Source organism: Streptococcus sp. HMSC072D03 (assembly GCF_001812855.1).
GTDB classification, from domain to species: domain Bacteria; phylum Bacillota; class Bacilli; order Lactobacillales; family Streptococcaceae; genus Streptococcus; species Streptococcus salivarius_D.
This window is the reverse complement of record NZ_KV810643.1, coordinates 1-487: the sequence shown is the minus strand read 5'-3', so window position 1 is coordinate 487 and position 487 is coordinate 1. Positions and strand designations below refer to the sequence as shown.

The window sequence follows — 487 nt, the reverse complement described above, 5'->3', positions numbered from 1 at the left end:
GCACTTATGGACGCGGACGTACTTGCTGATTCCGATGCACTCGTTGAGGCGCTCATCGATGCACTGGTACTTGCTGACTCTGATGCGCTCGTTGAGGCACTTTGCGATGCTGACGTACTTGCTGACTCGCTGGCACTGGTTGAGGCACTCATTGAGGCGCTTGTACTTGCTGACTCTGAAGCACTCGTTGAAGCGCTCATGGACGCACTGGTACTTGCCGATTCGCTCGCACTTGTTGAAGCACTCTGTGACGCACTGGTACTTGCGGACTCGCTAGCACTTGTTGAAGCACTCTGTGACGCAGATGTACTTGCTGACTCACTGGCGCTGGTTGAAGCACTTTGCGATGCGCTAGTACTTGCCGATTCAGACGCACTCGTTGATGCACTTTGTGAGGCGCTTGTACTTGCTGACTCGCTAGCACTGGTTGAAGCACTTTGTGACGCAGATGTACCTGCCGATTCGCTCGCACTTGTTGAGGCACTTA

The 487-nt window shown here is 53.8% G+C and carries 1 protein-coding gene; it reads right to left on the bottom strand.

What is annotated here, in order from left to right; genetic code table 11:
- Positions 1 to 487 (bottom strand): hypothetical protein (locus HMPREF2877_RS11345; protein WP_176745182.1); only part of this gene is annotated, 487 nt, incomplete at both ends.